16 protein-coding genes and 1 pseudogene are annotated in these 16401 nt (G+C 56.5%); 9 read left to right on the top strand and 8 right to left on the bottom strand.

What is annotated here, in order from left to right; all coding sequences use genetic code 11:
- The first annotated feature begins 127 nt into the window (after nucleotides 1-127).
- Nucleotides 128-607: an FKBP-type peptidyl-prolyl cis-trans isomerase gene (locus DIT72_RS01090; protein ID WP_135953361.1), complete on the top strand. Its 480-nt coding sequence runs from the start codon at nucleotides 128-130 to the stop codon at nucleotides 605-607.
- A gap of 29 nt (nucleotides 608-636) precedes the next feature.
- A complete protein-coding gene (locus DIT72_RS01085) occupies nucleotides 637-1536 on the top strand; it encodes an alpha/beta hydrolase (RefSeq protein WP_228260700.1) in 900 nt (299 codons plus the stop codon).
- Between the two features lie 19 nt (nucleotides 1537-1555).
- Here the strand turns inward: DIT72_RS01085 and DIT72_RS01080 are convergent, their stop codons facing one another.
- Complete coding sequence (locus DIT72_RS01080) at nucleotides 1556-2794, bottom strand: Glu/Leu/Phe/Val family dehydrogenase (RefSeq protein ID WP_135953360.1); 1239 nt, start codon at nucleotides 2792-2794, stop codon at nucleotides 1556-1558.
- On the opposite strand from DIT72_RS01080, the gene DIT72_RS18490 reads away from it, so the two are divergent.
- The gene (locus tag DIT72_RS18490; RefSeq protein ID WP_323053136.1) at nucleotides 2746-3105 is read left to right on the top strand and encodes a metallophosphoesterase family protein; all 360 of its coding nucleotides are present in this window, start codon (nucleotides 2746-2748) and stop codon (nucleotides 3103-3105) included. The genes DIT72_RS01080 and DIT72_RS18490 overlap by 49 nt on opposite strands.
- Before the next feature lie 53 nt (nucleotides 3106-3158).
- Here the strand turns inward: DIT72_RS18490 and DIT72_RS01070 are convergent, their stop codons facing one another.
- A complete protein-coding gene (locus tag DIT72_RS01070; protein ID WP_135953359.1) occupies nucleotides 3159-5825 on the bottom strand; it encodes a cation-translocating P-type ATPase in 2667 nt (888 codons plus the stop codon).
- Between the two features lie 102 nt (nucleotides 5826-5927).
- Here DIT72_RS01070 and DIT72_RS01065 point away from each other — a divergent pair, with 102 nt between their 5' ends.
- The 3 genes from DIT72_RS01065 to DIT72_RS01055 all read left to right on the top strand — a co-directional run bounded on the left by DIT72_RS01065 (nucleotide 5928) and on the right by DIT72_RS01055 (nucleotide 9820).
- Complete coding sequence (locus DIT72_RS01065) at nucleotides 5928-7718, top strand: DEAD/DEAH box helicase (RefSeq protein WP_135953358.1); 1791 nt, start codon at nucleotides 5928-5930, stop codon at nucleotides 7716-7718.
- Nucleotides 7719-7971: 253 nt separating this feature from the next.
- Nucleotides 7972-8499, top strand: coding sequence for a hypothetical protein (locus tag DIT72_RS01060; protein ID WP_135953357.1), 528 nt, complete (start codon nucleotides 7972-7974; stop codon nucleotides 8497-8499).
- On the top strand, nucleotides 8492-9820 hold the full coding sequence (locus DIT72_RS01055) for a hypothetical protein (RefSeq protein WP_135953356.1): 1329 nt from the start codon (nucleotides 8492-8494) through the stop codon (nucleotides 9818-9820). The genes DIT72_RS01060 and DIT72_RS01055 overlap by 8 nt, the downstream gene beginning before the upstream one ends.
- Here DIT72_RS01055 and DIT72_RS01050 read toward each other — a convergent pair.
- From DIT72_RS01050 to DIT72_RS01025, 6 genes and pseudogenes are all read right to left on the bottom strand, one after another.
- Nucleotides 9807-10406 carry a Na/Pi symporter gene (locus tag DIT72_RS01050; protein ID WP_228260698.1) on the bottom strand — a complete coding sequence of 200 codons (600 nt, stop codon included), beginning with the start codon at nucleotides 10404-10406 and terminating at the stop codon, nucleotides 9807-9809. The genes DIT72_RS01055 and DIT72_RS01050 overlap by 14 nt on opposite strands.
- A gap of 89 nt (nucleotides 10407-10495) precedes the next feature.
- Nucleotides 10496-11041 carry a PRC-barrel domain-containing protein gene (locus DIT72_RS01045; protein ID WP_168354995.1) on the bottom strand — a complete coding sequence of 182 codons (546 nt, stop codon included), beginning with the start codon at nucleotides 11039-11041 and terminating at the stop codon, nucleotides 10496-10498.
- 177 nt (nucleotides 11042-11218) lie between these two features.
- Nucleotides 11219-11431, bottom strand: a complete 213-nt coding sequence (locus tag DIT72_RS01040) for a hypothetical protein (RefSeq protein WP_211578807.1) — start codon at nucleotides 11429-11431, stop codon at nucleotides 11219-11221.
- A gap of 117 nt (nucleotides 11432-11548) precedes the next feature.
- Nucleotides 11549-13062, bottom strand: a pseudogene (locus DIT72_RS18380) (gamma-glutamyltransferase family protein).
- 249 nt (nucleotides 13063-13311) lie between these two features.
- A complete protein-coding gene (locus DIT72_RS01030; RefSeq protein WP_228260697.1) occupies nucleotides 13312-13527 on the bottom strand; it encodes an ABC transporter substrate-binding protein in 216 nt (71 codons plus the stop codon).
- Nucleotides 13528-13643: 116 nt separating this feature from the next.
- Nucleotides 13644-14021: a hypothetical protein gene (locus DIT72_RS01025; RefSeq protein ID WP_135953354.1), complete on the bottom strand. Its 378-nt coding sequence runs from the start codon at nucleotides 14019-14021 to the stop codon at nucleotides 13644-13646.
- Nucleotides 14022-14123: 102 nt separating this feature from the next.
- On the opposite strand from DIT72_RS01025, the gene DIT72_RS01020 reads away from it, so the two are divergent.
- The 3 genes from DIT72_RS01020 (at nucleotide 14124) to DIT72_RS01010 (ending at nucleotide 16237) form a co-directional block, all read left to right on the top strand.
- A complete protein-coding gene (locus tag DIT72_RS01020; RefSeq protein WP_228260755.1) occupies nucleotides 14124-14993 on the top strand; it encodes a LysR family transcriptional regulator in 870 nt (289 codons plus the stop codon).
- A 227-nt stretch (nucleotides 14994-15220) separates the two neighbouring features.
- Entirely contained in the window at nucleotides 15221-15655 is a 435-nt protein-coding gene (locus DIT72_RS01015) for an SRPBCC family protein (RefSeq protein ID WP_135953352.1), read from the top strand.
- Nucleotides 15656-15763: 108 nt separating this feature from the next.
- Nucleotides 15764-16237: a sll1863 family stress response protein gene (locus tag DIT72_RS01010; protein ID WP_135953351.1), complete on the top strand. Its 474-nt coding sequence runs from the start codon at nucleotides 15764-15766 to the stop codon at nucleotides 16235-16237.
- Nucleotides 16238-16401 lie beyond the last annotated feature (164 nt).

Below are 16401 nucleotides of genomic sequence, written 5' to 3'. Positions count from 1 at the left end.
AGTACTGCCTGGCAAACCCTTCAGGAATGGAGGCAGGCCTATGAGCTGGAGGTGTTCCGCAGCCACCACTGGAGTCAACGCCGCGACCCGATATAATGGCGAATCTTTAACCGTCGCAGAGAACCCTATGCCAATCGCAAAGAATCAGGTGGTCCTGTTTCACTACAGTGTCAGTGATGAACAGGGCAACGTCGTTGAAAATTCCCGCGGCGGCGAGCCGAACGCCTACCTGCATGGCCATGGCGGCGTTATCCGGGGCCTGGAAGAAGCCCTGGAAGGTCGCGAGGCAGGCGATACGTTCAGTGTCACCGTCACTCCGGAAAAAGCCTATGGTCCGCGCAAGGCCGATGCCGTGCAGCGCGTGCCGATCAAGCATCTGATCGGCGCCAGACGCTGGAAGCCGGGCATGGTCGCCCAGGTGCAAACCGAGAAGGGTCCCCGCCATGTGATCGTCGCCAAGGTCGGCCACAAGTTTGCCGATGTCGACACCAACCATCCGATGGCCGGTAAAACCCTGAACTTTGATATCGAAATCATCGAAGTACGCGCCGCCGATCCGGAAGAGCTGGCGCACGGCCACGCCCATGGGCCGGGTGGACATCACTGAGGGATTAAAGGCTCTCAACGAGCCGGAGTATGAACATGATCGAAATGCCACTGGAATTCGCGAGCCAGGGTACAACCTGTCGCGGTGTTCTTTATACGCCGGATGCCGACAGCAGGAATTTGCCGTGTATCGTGATGGCGCATGGTTTTGGACTGACGCATGCCAGTGGTCTTGCACCGTTCAAGGAGGCCTTCTGCAAGGCGGGTTATGCGGTCTTTGCTTTTGACTACCGCCATTTCGGCGAAAGTGATGGCCAGCCTCGTCAGACGCTGAGCCCCCGCAAGGAAGTGGCTGACTGGCTGGCGGCCCTGAATTTTGCGCGGACGCTGGATCGTATCGACGGAAGCCGCATTTGCCTGTGGGGAACATCGTTTTCTGGCGGGCTCGTGATTGCTGCCGCGGCAAAGGATGGAAACGTGCAGTGCACCATCTCCCAATGCCCGATGATGGATGGTCTGGCGTCTCTGCTGGGCGTAATCGGTTATGCCGGTATCACGCAGGCGATGCGGCTGACCTGGCATGGAACGGTAGACTGGATTCGCCGTGGACTGGGGATGTCTCCCCGGTATATAGAATCGGCGGGCCGTCCCGGGGAGTTAGGCATGATGACGGCTGAGGATTGCCGGGAAGGGTATGTTCCCTTGTTGGCCGATAATGCGTCGAACTATGTTGCCGCGGGCGTGAGTTATACGATTCCCCTTTTCCGGCCCATCCGCCTCGCCAGCAAAGTCACCTGTCCGGTACTGGTGCAGATTTGCGACCGCGATACGGTCGCCCCGGCGAATGCCGCGGCCAAAGCGGCGGAAAAAATACCGAACCCGGAAGTGAAGCACTATCCGGTAGGGCATTTTGACGTGTATCGGGGTGAAGCTCTGGCTCAGTCCATAAAGGATCAGCTTGAGTTTCTTGGGCGGAAGTGCCCACCCTGAGGCAGCCTGCAACTCCCCGTTAGCACCAACCCCTGGCGATGACGGCTTCTTCAATTCGCTTGAGCGCATTAATCCAGGCCCCCAGGCGAACCGATTTGAGTTGGTGACGTTCGGCGCACTCGGTGGCCTGTTGGTAACTGTGAACCAGCCGCTGTCGACGTTGCTCGTTGATGGTTTCCGCACCCCAATAGTCGTCGGAAAGCCCTTGTGTCCGTTCCATCTGACAAAGATGAACGCTGCCAGCGTTCGCCAGGACGTCCGGTACGATGGTGACGCCGCGATCCAGCAACAGTTCGTCCGCTTCCAGGGTAGTGGGGGCGTTGGCGGCTTCAACGAGGATTCTCGCCTTCACCTTTTCTGCCACTCCTTTGGTGATCACTCCCTGCAGGGCTGCCGGTACCAGCACATCGCAGTCACAGGAAAACAGTTCCTGGTTGGTGACCGGCCGGGTGTCTGGGAAGTTTTGCAGGCTGCCCTCTTTCTCGCGGTGTTTCAGAAGTTCATCGATGTCCAGACCTTCCTCGGCGTAGACGCCACTGTCGATTTCGCGGATGGCAATGACCTTGCAGCCTGCTTTGTGAAACGCCTGGGCAGCGACTGAGCCGACCTGTCCGAAGCCCTGAATCGCCACGCGCGCGCCCTCGAGCTTGAATCCGATCTGCTCTGCCGCTGCCTGAAAGACTTCAAAAACCCCGAGACCGGTGGCCTCGTAACCGCCCGGCGTACCACCCAGAATCGGCGGCTTGTCGTTCACCGCCGCTGGTGAATGGCGGCCGGTAATCTGTTCGTACTCATCAAGCATCCAGGCCATGCTCTGCATGTCGGTGCCTACGTCAGCGCCGGGGACATCACAGTCCGGGCCGGAGGGCCTTAGATAGCGGATATAGGCTCTGCACAGCCGTTCGAATTCGTGCTTGCTGAGCTGGCCGGGGTCAGCGGCAATGCCACCCTTGCCACCACCAGCAGGAATTCGCCCTGCGGCATGCTTGATCGACATGACCAGGGCCAGCGCCTTGCACTCGTCAAGGTTGAGATCCGGGGAGATGCGGGTGCCATCCCGGGTAGGGCCGAGGGCGTCTGTATGACAGACCCGGTGGGCGTCAAACACACGACTGCTGCCATCGTCCATTTTTAGTGGAATGCGAAAGCTGATGGCCCGACCGGGGGCGGCCAGCAGTTCCACAACATCCGGACTGATCTTGCCAATCTCTGCGGCCTGGTGCATCAGACGGGCGCTTTGCTCAAGGAAGTCTTCCATGGTGGTTTCTCCCCTGTGGCTGTGCTTTTGATTACTTTAAGCTTGGTAGATTATCCCTCCCGCTGCAAATCCTCGGCCACGCTTTCTATATCCTCCACGACGTCAAAACCCTGGACATCGATCCGCAGGGGCATTACCGCGTGGTGATCCCACGCCATTCCCACAAACCCCGTAACGAGTGGATCGGCGGCGTGCTTTACTTCAATCCTGGTGGCGCCGGGCCCCGGCGCTTTACGTTGCCGATCACGGTAGGGCGGCTGGCGGTGCACGAAGGCCGTGTGGCTGGGGAAATCATCGAACTTCCGGTTTGATCAGGTCGGCCCTATTGCTGGCCGTGAGGTGAGGCAGCGTGCGCGTGCCCCGTTTAACCGGCAAGGGCTCGCCGCCTCCGGATCAGGATCTTGTGCAGCTCCGCCACAACGAGAAGGCTCATGGCGAATGCGAGCAACTGCAGCCATTCTTTCACTGAAATCGGCTGAATCTGCAGGACATCGGAGAGCCCCGGGGTATACATGGCGCCAATGTGGGCCAGTTGCGCGAGGGGAACGGCCAGCATCAGGAAAGGGTTACGAAGCAGGGGGATACTGAAAAGCGAGCGGAACTCCGAGCGGCTGTTCAGCGCGTGAATGTTGCCGAAGAGCACCATGAGCATCAGCGTCAGGTTACGGGCTTCCTCAATACTCTGGCCCTGTTCGAGCGTCCACTGGAAATTGAGGAAGGCGACGAGACCCATCCATGATCCCACCACCAGGACATGCTCGATGATAGGTTTATCGAACACGGGCTCCTGAGGCGAGCGCGGCTTTACGGACAATTCGCCGCCTTCCTTGGGTTCAAAGGCCAGGGCCACGTCCTGGAAGCCGTTCGCAACCAGGTTAAGCCAGAGTAACTGTACCGCGATCATGGGCATTGGCAGACCGGCCAGTACGCAGAAGAAGAAGAGCAGGATCGCCGAGAAACCGGTGGCAACCAGCAGCCCGATAACCTTGCGGATATTGTTGTAAACCACCCGCCCCTGCTCGATGCCAGCGACAATGGAGGAAAAATTATCATCGGTAACGATGAGGTCCGCTGTTTCCTTGGCCACATCCGTGCCGCGCTTGCCCATGGCGATCCCCGCATGGGCCTGCCGCATGGCCGGTGCATCATTGACGCCATCCCCGGTGACGGCGACAAAATGCCCGTCCCGCATGAAGCTGTCCACAATCTGGGCTTTTCTGGCGGGTTCTATGCGGGCGAATACCCGGGCCTGGCGAATGAGCTGGTCGACAGCGACCTGGCCCCTGGCGTTGGCTTCATCAAGCATTGGGCCCGTGACAACCGGAGCGTCCGCGTCACACAGGCCCAGTTCCAGGGCGATCGATTTTGCAGTAGCAGGATGGTCGCCCGTGACCATGGCCACCTCAATACCACCGGTACGGCATTTTTCGATGGCGTCAAAGGCTTCATGGCGAAGCGGGTCGATCATGGCGACCATACCGAGAAAGATCATATCGACCATCTCATGGTCGCCGGATGACGAGGTTTTCTTCGCCAGGGCTATAATCCGATAGCCGCGGGAAGCGAGTTCGGTGAACTGGATTTCGAGGGCTGGTTTGTCGATTACGGTAGAGCCGTCACTGGTTGCCATCCGGTTGCACATGGCCAGCATCTTTTCAGGACTGCCCTTGGCGTAGATGACGGTTTGCTCGCCAATCCGGTTGACCACACCGCTGTACGCCTTTTCCGACTCGTAGGGGATCAGGGCCACCTGCTCCTGCCGGGTTCGCAGGTCAGTGATGGACATGCCCAGTTTCTTGGCCATGACCAGGAAGGCGATGTCCACGATATCGCCCTGGGAAACCCACTCGCCGCCGCTGTAGTCCAGATGGCTTTCATTGGCGAGGACGCCTGCGACACAGAGCTCCCTGAGTGTATCCGGGCCCGTATCCACCTGGGCTCCGGCATGGCCTGTGATCTCTCCTCCCGGGGCCACGCCCTCGCCAGTGACATCGAACTGGCGCCCATCAGGCAGCATCACCTTGCGAATAGTGAGTTCGTTGACGGTCAGGGTGCCGGTCTTGTCGGAGCAGATGAGGGTGCAGGACCCCAGGGCTTCCACAGCCACCAGCTTGCGGATGATCACATTGCGCTTTGCCATCCGGCTCATGCCGATGGCGAGGGCGACGGTCAGTGCGGCAGGCAGACCCTCGGGAATCACCGAAACCGCAAGGCCGATGGTCATGAGAATCATGTCTTCCACTGAATAACCGCCATCCAGGATCATCAGGCCGGCCAGGGCGGCAATGGCCACCAGAATGCCGAAGGCAACCTGGTAGGTGAACTTGCGGATCCGGATCATCAGAGGCGGTTCGGCAGATGTTTTGCCGGTGACTCCCTGGGCAATCTTGCCAAGCTGGGTCTCCGAGGCGGTAGCTATCACCCGGCCGCGTCCGCGCCCATGGGTGATGATGCTTCCTGCAAAGCACTGGTCAACGCGCTCTGTCAGCGGCGTGCTGTCGTCGCTTGCCGCATCGGCATTCTTGGCAACCGCCAGGGATTCCCCCGTCAGCATGGACTCATCCACCGCCAGGCTGCTGGCGCTGAGCAACTGGATATCAGCCGGTACCTTGTCGCCTGAGGCAAGCAGAACAACATCGCCCGGAACGATCTCTTCGACTTCAACGGTTACAATCTGGCCATCCCGAAGCACATGCGCTGTACCTTTCATCATTTGCTTCAATGCGGCTGCCGCCTTCTGGGCAGAAAACTCCTGGACCGTGCCGATAACTGCATTGATCAGCAGAACGACCAGGATGAAAATCCCGCTCGGGTTCTGGCCGAGTGCAAATGAAACCGCGGAAGCGATCAGCAGGATGTAAATGAAAGGGCTGAGGAATTGCTGCGCAAAAAGCTTCACAACACCTGGCATCGGCGGGGCAGGCAGCCGGTTGTAACCAAATTTCTCCAGGCGTGCACTGGCTTCCTGTCGGGATAGCCCGTTGTCAGCGGGATCCGGTGTGGTGGGTAACTCTGGGGCTGGGCTACTCATAGGGGAAACCGGGGCAGATTTATTGTTTAGCTTACAGGTAACGGCAACAGCATTTGCTAGTATGGCCCACTTCTCATCCTGAAAACGATTAAGCACCGAAAAATGAATGCTCCTTTTAAACTGCGGCCCTACCAGCAGGAAGCGGTTGATGCCACGTTGAGGCATTTTCGCAAATCTGATGATTCTGCCGTTATTGTTTTGCCAACCGGTGCCGGTAAAAGTCTGGTCATTGCCGAGTTGGCCCGTCTTGCCCGGCGCAGGATTCTGGTGCTGACCCACGTAAAAGAGCTGGTGGAGCAGAATCACGCCAAATACCAGAGTTATGGGTTAATGGGCGGCATTTTCTCCGCCGGACTGAAACGCAAGGAAAACCGGCATCAGGTGACCTTCGCCAGTGTGCAGTCGGTATCGGCGAACCTGAATCAGTTCCAGGATGAATACTCGTTGATCATCATCGATGAGTGCCATCGGGTCAGCGGTGAGGAAACCAGCCAGTATCAGAGGATCATCGAGCTGCTGCGGCAACAGAATGACTCACTCAAAGTGCTCGGGCTGACCGCCACACCCTATCGTCTGGCCATCGGCTGGATCTATCGCTACCACTACCGGGGCTTTGTCCGCGGCTCTGGTGAAGAGCAGGATAAGCCTTTTGTGCATTGCATTTATGAACTGCCGTTGAGCTACATGATCAACCGGGGGTACCTAACGAGGCCTGAGCTGGTGAACGCGGCGGTGGCGCAATACGATTTCTCCGCGCTGTCTCAGGATCGCTTTGGCGAATACGCCGAGAAAGACGTCAACCAGCTGCTGGGCAAACACCGGCGGGTAACCCGCGCCATCATTGAGCAGGTGAGGGAAGTGGCCGTTGAGCGCAAGGGAGTGATGATCTTTGCCGCCACGGTGGATCATGCGCGGGAAATCACCGGTTATCTGCCGGAGCACCACACCGCCCTGGTGACCGGCGCGACCGATCGGGAGGATCGGGATCTGCTGATTCAGCGCTTCAAACAGCGGCAGTTGAAGTATCTGGTGAATGTGTCTGTGCTCACCACGGGCTTTGATGCGCCCCACGTGGATTTTATTGCCATTCTTCGTCCTACCGACTCGGTCAGCCTGTATCAGCAGATTGTGGGCCGCGGTCTTCGTCTGGACGAAGGCAAACGGGATTGCCTGGTGATTGATTACGCGGGTAACCATGTAAACCTGCATCACCCGGAGGTAGGGGAGCCGAAACCGAGCCCCGACAGTCAGCCGGTGCAGGTGTTCTGCCCGGGCTGTGGTTTTGCCAATATCTTCTGGGGCAAAACCGACAGCGAAGGCGGTGTTATCGATCACTACGGGCGCCGTTGTCAGGGGCTGCTGGGGGCTGCGGAAGGGGATGAACCTGCCGTGCAGAACGGGCGTCCCCAACAGTGCGATTACCGTTTCCGTTTCAAGGAGTGCCCACACTGCGGTGGCGAAAATGATATTGCGGCCCGCAACTGCCACCAGTGCCACAAAGCCATCATCGACCCGGATGATCAGCTGAGAGATGCCCTGAAACTCAAGGATGCAATGGTGATCCGCTGCGCCGGGATCACGTTAGGTGCCCATGCCTCCAAAACCGGCAGCAAACTGAGGATCACCTATTATGGTGAAGATGGGGAGGAACTGACCGAGTCGTTTGATTTCAGCAAGCCACCACAGCGCAACGTTTTCAACAAGCTGTTCGGGCGCCGCTTCGCGAACAGCCAGGCCCCGAAAGTATTCAGCAGGGTGGATGAAGTGCTTGAGAGTGAGGCCCTGTTGCCGGCACCGGATTTTGTGATTGCGCGGAAGCAGAAGCATTATTGGCAGGTGCAGGAACGGATTTTTGATTATCAGGGTCACTATCGGAAGGCGAATGAAGCGTAAGGCTTTTAGCATTCCTGCTCTTTGATCAGACCTAAAACTTCCAGATTATTTTTCCAGCTTACCCGCTCTGTTGACCTCTCCGCAGTCAGGGAAAATGCTCGACGACGGGGCTGCTCGCTAGTCTCAGCGCCGCCGACTTCGGGCGAGGCGGGGACTTGAACTGATCGCAGATCGCCCGGTTGAGCCTTACAAATCAAAATGTGTATTATAGCGACGGTTCAATGACGAACCTTACATTTCAATGGAGCTGATAATGAATAAGGGACTGTTTTTCCTGCCCCTGGTGTTGGCGCTCGTAGCGTGTTCGAACGACGAAAGCAGCGACGCCGATACCCCAACCGACGACAACCCCACTACTGTTCAGGAACTGGAAAACTCCGGCGCTATTCCCAAACTTGCTCGGGGCTCGGATCTCGAAGGTGCGGACGTTGATAACAATGGCATTCGGGATGATGTAGACGACTACATTTCAAACCATTTCTCTGAGAGTTCCCACATTAGTGCCGCCAATCAGGCCGCCCGAGCCAATCAGGCAGTGCTGAATACTGACCTCCTTTCTCCCACGGCTGTACGCCAGACCAACCAGAAGATTTCCCGGGCAACAGCCTGTATCTATGAGGTGTTTGAAGTACCTGGATCGGGATCCGAGCCTGCTGAGGTTTCAAGAGATCTTGAGGCCATTACTTTCAACACCGCCAGTCGCCTGAAAAAGTACATGGAGTTTAACAAGGCACTTGATGGCGCTTCCTGGTCACTGCCGGAGGGAAGTAGCTGTGAGTAAACCAACACGGACGTTTCTGAGTTTTGCGATTTCTTTATTCATCATTACCTCAACATCTCTCAATGCGTTTGCGCAGCCCTACGAAGCACGTAATTTTTGTAGGGATTCGGGAATTATCTTTGCGTTTTTCAATGGAGTGCAGACAACCATTGGCGAAGCCAACCGAGCACTGAATGAGTTTCGTAGAATTCATGGGAATGAGCGGGCCGATGGAGAGAACATCCGCTACGAAGTGATGTACAACTATACAGATGGTCTTGACGACTTTGTGGAGACTTTCGAGCAGCGCGTCCTTGAGCAGGAACAGATTCTTGCCGGCCGATATGAGCTGGCTCTCGAAATCATCAACGGTGGTGGCAAATGGTGGCAAAGGCTGGCTGAATTAGCGACCACACTCCCTGAAACACGCGACGATTTCATTAACTGGTACCAGGCAAAGATCGTCCAGTCTCTGACTTCCCTTGCTGGGAACCCACCCACTATTACTAATTACTCAGAGCATCAGTCCCGGGTCGATACCTGGATCGTCGAAGGTAAGCAGATCCTTATGGTGGCCCACTCACAGGGTAATCTGTTCGCGAACTCGGCTTATGGTTATGCCAGTGACAAAATAGACAACGAAGCACTGAATCTCGTCCACATAGCGCCAGCATCTCCAACCACTAATGGCCCCCATCGGCTTGCTGACAAAGATCTCGTCATTAATGCCTTGCGGGCGTCCGGCAGCGTGGTCGGCATAACAGATATCATCCCCGGGTACCTTAATCGCCCGGGTGGCCTTAATGGGCAAACCGACATTCTTGGCCATGGGCTTCTGGAAATATATCTGAATCCTGCTCTCGGTTTAGGTGCGGCTGTAGTTCAGAATATCGAAACTGAGCTTGCTAACCTGCAACCTCCGGAAACAGAGTTTGAAGCTGAAACTGGGTTTTTCACTGCGACGCTCACATGGAATGGCGCGGGCGATGTTGACCTTCATGTGTATGAACCGTCTGGATCCCATGTGTTTTATCAGGCGATGACGGGCACTTCCGGGTACCTGGATGTTGATAACACGGTCGCAAATGGCCCAGAACACTATTTTGCCGCTTGTGAAGCTGAGAAGCTGCAAGCCGGCACCTATCAGGTAGGTATCGCAAACTATGATCGAGCCGATGGTCGGACCGCGAGTCTTCAGATTGCTTCATTTCGTGATGGTGTTCTCGGGACACGAAGTGTAACGCTCGGACCGCCAACGGGCGACAATCCCTCTCATATAATGTTTGATGTAGAGGTGATCGAGGATAGCGAAACTGGCGAGTTTGAGGTCATAGTCCAATAGCAATTTTTCTCTCGCGGGGGAGCTGCTGAAAACTGGGACAGATCTCTTTTATCGGTGTGGTTGGTGAAATCATCGAGCTCTCGGTTTGATTAATCCGGTAAATAGATCTGTCCCGGTTTTCCCAGGCTTTCAGCGCACTGGAGCGTTGGAAATTCAGCACCACACCGAAGACGAGCATCGGCAACGCGAAGGCGGAGAGGCTCATCTTCATGCCGATGGTGGCGAATAGCCATGCGCCGGTTGTGGTGCCCAGGTTGGCTCCGAAAATGATGCCGATGCCAGTCATCAGGGGCAGCAGGCCGGCGCTGAGGAATGATATTGTGATGACCGACACAAGGGAACTGGATTGCATGACAGCTGTGCTGACGATGCCGAAACCCAGACTCTTCGGAATCGTGTCCGTTGTTCGGTGCAGCACCCTCTCCAGGAAGCCGCCGGTGAATTGGCGAAACCCGTTCTCAAGCGAGAGCATTCCGAACAGGAAGATCGCAACCCCGGAGGCAATCTGTTTGAACTCGGGACTCGCCCAGAGCGCAAAAGCCAGAAGTCCGAGTATCCCCGCGAGGAGCAGTTGGCGGTAGTTCATTGGCCTTCACTTCCTTGCTAAACCGGGGACAGATCTATTTTCTGTTCTATTTATCCCGCCTCGATATTTGAATCGAGGCGATCTGGCGCTCAATCAGGCGACTTTTCATAACTCGGTGCAGATTGCAGATCATCGGCTGTCATGTCCACTCGCAGGTCCGGATTATCAGGGTTGCCGGATATCTTCACGGCGTTCCAACCAATGGCCACGTGCTTCTCTCCCATGCCCAGGTAACCGCCAGCGTTGACTACAACAGCCGCGACCCTGCCATCCTGGTCAATGATCAGGTCGCCGATCTCACCCACACTCTGGTCATCACTGGTTTTGAGCTCAGCACCAATCAGGTCGCTCGCCACCAGGCCGTTAGTTGGCAGAGAATTCATGTAGTCCTTGTTCTGCACGCGAGACGGGTCGCCCATTTTCTCATCCGCTAGTTCGTCAGTATTGTATCTGGATTTAGTGACGTTCTTGTCGTGTTCAGGGCCCTGCATAGCCGGGGCAGCATCGTGGCCCATACTCTGCTCTCCCATATCAGTATTCTCGCTGCTGCCTTGTGCGGCGAGCACAGCACCTGAACCCAGCGTTATGGCCGGTGTGAGCAATGCATAAAACAGGAGTGAATGTAGTTTTTTCATAGGATTCTCCTTCGAATCGGATGTGTCAGGAGGACAAAACGTCGTCCCTGACCGCTTCATCACAGCTTTTCTCCACGGCGTTATGCCGACAGGTAGACTGAATCGCCACGAGATAGCGAATTCAGGATGAGTTCCTATCCTACCTTGAGGGAGTTGGTCAGTCGGTGCGCTAGGGCGCTAAGGAGGGCTCCGGTTAATGGGGTAACCTGGATCGTCCGGGCGCAGCAGCGTGCAGCGTTTACCCTGCGGGAAACGGCGGCCGGGGGCCAGTTGCCAGCGCAGGACATCCCCCAGACCACGGTGGGGTATGCGCTCCAGGTTGTGATACCTGCCCCGGTGGAAATGGGGTTTCGCGGCAAGGGCTGCCAGGCGTTCACGGTCGATTGTCACGAATCGGGCTCAGTAGTTGCCAATGATCTCACACAATGCGTCCGGCCCATCCGTCAGTGCAGCCGGCCCATAACCCGGCCGGCCCTTTTGTTCAAAGCAACGTTTGCGTATTGCAGCCTAGCGCCCTCCAATTGCGCCATCACGGCGCATGTCGGCTCCACCAACAAGACCGCTCGGGGTGACCTGTATCAGCGACAAGCCGCTTGTCAGGGTCGTGACACCAACGGCATGCCCCCTGCCTTCTTCCAGATCGGATTCAAGCGCGGCGACATCATAGTCCAGCGTCACGCCTGAAATGGGTGCCTCCAGAACGGTTGCTGAGGTTGGACTGCTGCTGTTCGTATTCTGGTAATGAGGCACATTGATGGCTTCCTGTGGGTCAAGTCCAAAATCAAACACGTTCATGATGGTCTTGGCGGTGTAACCAATGATCCGGAAGCCGCCCGGCGAGCCGGTGACCAGCGAAACCTGGCCATCCAGATCAAGGACAATGGTCGGAGCCATCGAGCTGCGGGGCCGTTTTCCGGGCTGTACCCGGTTGGCAATCAGTTCGCCGGCACTGGAAGTGGGCTGGAAGTTGAAATCGGTTAACTGGTTATTGAGCAGAAATCCGCGGCCAGCCACCATTACGCCATTGCCGAACGAGCTCTCGATGGTCGTGGTCATGGATAGCGCATTGCCGAACCGATCGACAATGGAGACGTGGCTGGTGCCCGCGCCCGGCTCATCCATGCCCGGAGCAGACGGATCAAACACACCGGGGGGCGTACCCGGATCAACTACGCCAAGGTCATTCTCACCAATCAGCGCAGCGCGGGTTTCAAGGTAATCTTTGTCCAGCATGCCTTCAACCGGCACGGTGATGAAATCGCTGTCCGCAACATACTTGTTCCGATCGGCGAACGCGATGCGCATCGCCTGGGTAAAAAGATGAACCACTTCCTCATCAAGCGGATTCATGTCTTGCAGATCGACATGCTCCAGCACACCCATGATCTGACCGACGGCCGTTCGATGACCTGGTAATCGGCCAGGTCGGCCAGGCTTATTGATCCGGGAATGTTAGGATCGTTCTGGACGGCACTAACGACGTCCTGTGCGATAGAGCCGGTGTAGAAGGTATCTGCTCCATCACGAGCCAGCAGCTTTAGCGTTTCGGCATAATCCCGGTTTTTGATAAGTGTACCGGCAGGCTTGGCTTCGCAGGTCTCGCTGTCAACGAAGTAATTGAAGGCGGTGGGGTCACGGAAAAATAACCGATCTTCACAGGATGCATTGCGGGCCAGAAGGCCGGCGACCTGATCACTGGTACGCTGGGTCAGAGAAAAGCCTTTCTGGGCCTGGGTGATCGCCGGTACGAACAGGCGCTGCCAGGGAAGCCGGCCATATTGCGTATGCATGTACTCCATCATTCGCGGGACGCCCGGCACGCCCACGGACAGACCACTCTGCCAGGCATTTATAAAGCCGATTGAATTGCCTTCCTCATTCAAGAAAAGCGACTCATCCACCGCCATTGGTGCGGTTTCACGGGCATCGATAGTAGTCGTGGTGCCAGTCTCAGCATCGTAATAAACGATGAATGCTCCGCCACCAAGCCCGCTTGACTGGGGCTCCACCAGGCTGAGCATGGTCTGCACCGCAATCATGGCATCTGCCGCGGTACCACCATTTTTGAGAATTTTGGCGCCGGCTGCCGTGGCCAGGGGGTTTGCCGTGACGACCATTTCGCGCTCGGTAGTCTGAGCCTGGGGCAGATCAGTTGCCCAGAAAACCGGGACAGATTTATTTTCTGCTGATCCGCTCAACCCTGGCGGCCAGTTCATGGGCGTAGGCGTCGGTCTGGGCGGAGAGGCCCAGCATGCCGCCAAGGGTCCGGATCATCGAGCGAATCCCAGGACAAGGTCCGGTTCCAGGTCCAGGATTCCGCCTATCCTGGCGGAGGTGAAGGCGGAGACTTTCGGCTTTTCTTTCCGCGCTCGTTCTGGCCTGACGGTAAATCCGGATATGCCGACGATGCGGTCCTTCGCGCCGATGGCGTAGAGGGTTTTTGTGGTTTCCTCAGTGAGGCAGACAATGCGCTGGGGATAGTTCATGCCAGCACGATACCGTGCCAGGCCGGGTTCCCAAACAGGGGAGTTGGTGAATCATTCGCCCAAAGTAATAAATAAATCAGTAATAAATAAATCTGTCCCGGTTTTCGCCGGTTTTCTCAATCCTGGCTCACGGTTGCAGCCGCTTCCTTCGGATGATTCCGCTCCCGGACAGGGTCCGCACTGTGAAAGAAACGATGCAGTACGCTGTTTGCCTCGGCATCGTACTGTCGCCAACCGTAGACCTTCGGGCGCTCGGTTTCAATTTTGAGTGTGCCCCAAAGTAGCCAGTCAAAGACCGATATGAAGTTGGTCATGTTCTTGGCTGAGTTTGCCGAACGGCTGTGGTGATGGTGGTGCATGTTCGGGAAGGTAAACACGTGGCAAAGGGCATGCATGCCATTACGGACAAGCGCACTGTCATGATTAAGCGCCCAGAGATCGTACTGCCATTTCCAGTTGGTGTGCACATGCATACCCCAGATCACTTTCGACACGGTTCCCCACAGGAAAACCTCGTAAAGCCCGAGGTACAGGCAAGCCAGGCCGAACCAGTAGTTGGGTAAAATCAGCCACCATGCCCAGTTTTCAACAAACGTCTGGCTGGCACTGATTTCGCCACGACTGTCCCTGCCGCCGCAGGCAAGCTCGGAATGACCCAGTCGGCCGTCAGCCAGGCACTCTCCCGTCTGCGGCTGACGCTTAAAGATGAAGTATTCGTGCGTTGCGGGAATGGAATGCGGCCGAGTAACTACGCGGTGCAGATATATCCGGAGATCCGGTTGGCCTTATCCACCATCCGGGCTGTCGTGGGGTCGAAGGAGTTCTTTGATCCCGACAGTTCGGAAAGGAACTTCAAGCTGGCCATGGGGGACTATGGGGAGCACCTTCTGCTGCCTGAGCTCTTGCATGTGTTTGCGGGATACAGCGGTGCGCTGACCGTGCAGAATCAGCCCAATACGGATCCGGCGGTGATCGCCAGGCTCGAACAGGCCCGGTTGGATCTCCTGTTTGACGTTCGCAGGCCCGTGAGCGTCAGTATCGAAAGCTGTGAACTTGTGACCGAGGAGTTGGTAGTGATCTGCAGGGAAGACCATCCGCGTCTTGGCGGATTCTTGAGTGTGGAACAGTTTTTGGGTGAACGACATGTAGTGCTGGCGATTGGCGAAGGCAGCCACACTCTGCTTGAGCGAATTCCCGGTATGCAGCTTATCGAGAACCGGCGTATTGCTGCCAGTGTCAATCAATATGTCGCGATACCGCGTCTTGTAGAGGCGACCGACGCTATTGCCACACTCCCCCGACGCATGGCCGATTATTTCATGGAGCGTGAGGCCATCCGTATACTGCCTTTCCCCTTTCCGGGCGCCATTTTCGATGTTTTCATGGCCTGGCATCGTTCATTCAACGGTGATCCGGCCCATACCTGGCTCAGGGACTCTGTAAGGGATCTGGCAAAAAGACTGTGAGAAACTCGTTCAGAAAAAGCTTTAAAAGCCTGCCAGTAAAGACGTCGAAAACGGGTGACGGCTTACACCGATTGCCAGCAAGCCGCTGGACCGCCCCTAACGACTTGTGAACTGAAAACCGGGATTAGATCAATCTGTCCCGGTTTGCCTGAAAATTAAAGAAAACCCATTCATTTGTAGAAGCGTAAGCGTATCTTGTTAGTCAGCCCGGATTTTCAGGAGTAACCATGTTTCGCATCCACGTTGAGCAGGTTCTTGCCAAAGATATCGACACGGTTTTCACGGCCATCTCGGATCATGCCCGCTACGATCGGTTCCCCGGCGTCGACAGGTCTGTGCTGGTCGAGGAAGGTAAAGACGAGAAAAATGGTACGGGCGCCCTGCGGATTATCGGAGCGGGCCGACTTGAACTGACCGAGCGCATTACGCAGTATGAGAGGCCAAACAGGATGCACTATCGCATCGAAAAATCGAGCCCGTTTTCCGTTCAGCACACCAAGGGTGAGATTGTTTTACAGTCCGAGGGTGAACAGACCCGCGTTCACTGGATTTCCGAGGGGCACGTGCAGGTTCCCTTGCTTGGCGGGTTGATGGACCGATTGGCTGAGCGCAGCTTTTCGAAAGCTTTCAGTTCTCTGCTCAGGGCTATCGAGCGGCTTTAGGGTTTGGTATTGGGCCTTGGGTTTGGCACCGCCGATAAGTTTGAACGTATGAACCGATTATCAGAGCGACGGAGATTTTCCATTTTGATTCATAGGAGGTACCAGACCGTGCGATCCCCATTGCGATTACAGGCCAGCGCCTTGCTGCTGGCCTTGGTGATGCCACTGGCCCCAGGGTACGCTGCGGAGGATGACGGTGATGCAGCCGCAGAGTCGTTGCGCCAGGAGGTGGAGAACCTTGATCAGGAGCTGTCGGATTTCACCAGCGAGCGGCGGGAACGATTGATGACGGACATCGAGGACGTTCTCGGCGCCATCGATGCCCGTATAGAGACACTGGAGAACCGTCTGGAGGAGGGACGGGATACGGCCGACAGGTTAGCCCGGGCCCAGGCACAGACCGCGCTGGCATCTCTGCACCGGGAGCGGTCACGGGTGACGGAATGGTACCAGCGTATGCAGGACAGCCCCGATTTTACCTGGGAGTCCATGAAGGAGGGCTTCAACGACGCCTTCGACCAACTCTCCGAGGCCTGGCAGGGCGCAGAGCAGAAGGTCCGCCAGGCCGTCGGAGACAACTGACAGGGCCAAAACCGGAACAGGTTCATTTTTTCGATCTGATCATGCCGAACGTATTCAGAACCCGCGCCACAAACTGGTCTTTCGGGCGAAAGCTGCCTTGGGTGCCGGGTGACACTTCCCTTTGCAGGTGATCCACCAAACTTCCGCAAACGCTGCCAATGCAG

Source organism: Marinobacter orientalis (genome assembly GCF_004792665.1).
GTDB classification, from domain to species: domain Bacteria; phylum Pseudomonadota; class Gammaproteobacteria; order Pseudomonadales; family Oleiphilaceae; genus Marinobacter; species Marinobacter orientalis.
This window is presented reverse-complemented; position numbering and strand designations above follow the sequence as displayed.

Bases quoted from the DNA above. Each gene is read 5' to 3' on its own strand.
- DIT72_RS01090 (WP_135953361.1), top strand. From the start codon at position 128: ATGCCAATCGCAAAGAATCAGGTGGTCCTGTTTCACTACAGTGTCAGT.
- DIT72_RS01085 (WP_228260700.1), top strand. From the start codon at position 637: ATGAACATGATCGAAATGCCACTGGAATTCGCGAGCCAGGGTACAACC.
- DIT72_RS01080 (WP_135953360.1), bottom strand. From the start codon at position 2,794: ATGGAAGACTTCCTTGAGCAAAGCGCCCGTCTGATGCACCAGGCCGCA.
- DIT72_RS01070 (WP_135953359.1), bottom strand. From the start codon at position 5,825: ATGAGTAGCCCAGCCCCAGAGTTACCCACCACACCGGATCCCGCTGAC.
- DIT72_RS01065 (WP_135953358.1), top strand. From the start codon at position 5,928: ATGAATGCTCCTTTTAAACTGCGGCCCTACCAGCAGGAAGCGGTTGAT.
- DIT72_RS01060 (WP_135953357.1), top strand. From the start codon at position 7,972: ATGAATAAGGGACTGTTTTTCCTGCCCCTGGTGTTGGCGCTCGTAGCG.
- DIT72_RS01050 (WP_228260698.1), bottom strand. From the start codon at position 10,406: ATGAACTACCGCCAACTGCTCCTCGCGGGGATACTCGGACTTCTGGCT.
- DIT72_RS01045 (WP_168354995.1), bottom strand. From the start codon at position 11,041: ATGAAAAAACTACATTCACTCCTGTTTTATGCATTGCTCACACCGGCC.
- DIT72_RS01030 (WP_228260697.1), bottom strand. From the start codon at position 13,527: ATGAACTATCCCCAGCGCATTGTCTGCCTCACTGAGGAAACCACAAAA.
- DIT72_RS01015 (WP_135953352.1), top strand. From the start codon at position 15,221: ATGTTTCGCATCCACGTTGAGCAGGTTCTTGCCAAAGATATCGACACG.